Origin of the sequence: Kitasatospora sp. NPDC091257 (assembly GCF_044757675.1) — a bacterium.
Lineage (GTDB): Bacteria > Actinomycetota > Actinomycetes > Streptomycetales > Streptomycetaceae > Kitasatospora > Kitasatospora lactacystinica.
This window is the reverse complement of sequence record NZ_JBIVVI010001627.1, coordinates 1-1,561: the sequence shown is the minus strand read 5'-3', so window position 1 is coordinate 1,561 and position 1,561 is coordinate 1. Positions and strand designations below refer to the sequence as shown.

Here is a 1,561-nt window from a genome sequence, read left to right as displayed (position 1 = left end):
GGGCGGTGCGGGCCAGCAGCACCGCCCCCGCCGCCGCCAGGGTGCGCTCCACCGTGTCGGGGACGCTGTCCACCCGCTGGCCGAACAGCAGCGTCACCAGGTCCATCAGCAGGCCCCAGGCTCCGACCGCGGCCGCCCCGCACACCAGCCACAGCAGCCACCACAGCCCCCGCACCGGCTTTCGCCGCACCACCGCCACGCCGGCGGCCGCCGAGGCGACCCCCACGGCGGCCACCACCCACCCCGGCCAGTCCGCCCCCAGCAGCCGCGTCCCGCCCAGCGCGCACCCCAGCCCGAACCCGGCGTACCCGAGGCCCCAGCCGGTCACCGCCCACCCGTTCCTCACCATGCCGACAGGCTCGCCCGCGCCGCCCCCGCCGCTCCTCCCCCGGTGCGGTGATCCGGCTCCCCCACCCGAGGGAGCCGAGCCGCGCTTGCGCTGGAGCGCACTCCAACTCCTAGTCTCTGACACGCAACTGATCGCCAACCAGGGGGAATGGCCATGCGCTACCGCGTTCTCGGCGGCACCGGCATCGAGGTGAGCACCTACTGCCTCGGCACCATGATGTTCGGCTCCGTCGGCAACTCCGACCACGACGACTGCGCCCGGATGATCGGCACCGCGGTCGACCGGGGCATCAACTTCATCGACACCGCGGACATGTACTCGGCCGGCGAGTCCGAGGAGATCGTCGGCAAGGCACTGGCCGCCCGTGGCGACCGCGACGAGATCGTGCTCGCCACCAAGGTGCACTTCCCGATGGGCGAGGGCCACAACCGGGGCGGCAACTCGCGGCGCTGGATCGTCCGCGAGGTCGAGGAGAGCCTGCGTCGGCTGCGGACCGAGTGGATCGACCTGTACCAGGTCCACCGACCGGACCACACCACCGACATCGAGGAAACCCTCTCCGTCCTCGGCGACCTCGTCCGGGCGGGCAAGATCCGCACCTTCGGCTGCTCCACCTTCCCCGCCGAGCAGATCGTGGACGCCCACCACGTCGCCGAGCGCCGCGGCCTGCAGCGCTTCCGCACCGAGCAGCCGCCGTACTCGCTGCTCGCCCGGGGCGTGGAGCGCGACGTGCTGCCCGTCGTCCAGCGGCTGGGCATGGGCGCGCTGACCTGGGGCCCGCTCGCCGGTGGCTTCCTGACCGGCCGCTACCGCAAGGACCGCCCGATCGACCTCACCCGGGGCCGGGCCGCCCTCCACCCGCACCGCTTCGACCCGGAGCTGCCCACCACGGCGGCCAAACTGGAGGCCGTCGAGGCCCTCACCACCCTCGCCGAGGAGCTCGGCCGCACCCTCCCCGAGCTGGCCACCGCCTTCCCGGCGGCCCACCCGGCCGTCACGTCGGTGATCATCGGCCCGCGCACCGCGGCGCAGCTCGAATCGGCCCTCAAGGCCGCCGACCTGGTCCTGGACGACGCCACCCTCGACCGCATCGACACCATCGTCCCGCCCGGCACCGACCTCTACCGGGCCGACGGCGTCTGGCAGCCCCCGGCCCTCACCACCCCGGCCCTGCGCCGCCGCCCGGTGTCCGACCGCCCCGCGGCCTGACCG

At 74.4% G+C, this 1,561-nt stretch carries 1 protein-coding gene and 1 pseudogene; one reads left to right on the top strand and one right to left on the bottom strand.

The window, feature by feature from the left end; all coding sequences use genetic code 11:
* Positions 1–349: pseudogene (locus tag ACIQOV_RS40850) on the bottom strand (hypothetical protein); the annotation flags it as partial.
* A 153-nt stretch (positions 350–502) separates the two neighbouring features.
* On the opposite strand from ACIQOV_RS40850, the gene ACIQOV_RS40845 reads away from it, so the two are divergent.
* Complete coding sequence (locus ACIQOV_RS40845) at positions 503–1,558, top strand: aldo/keto reductase (protein WP_401056127.1); 1,056 nt, start codon at positions 503–505, stop codon at positions 1,556–1,558.
* Positions 1,559–1,561: the final 3 nt, after the last annotated feature.

Excerpts from the sequence above, each read along its gene's own strand:
- ACIQOV_RS40845 (WP_401056127.1), top strand. The coding sequence starts at position 503 with ATGCGCTACCGCGTTCTCGGCGGCACCGGCATCGAGGTGAGCACCTAC.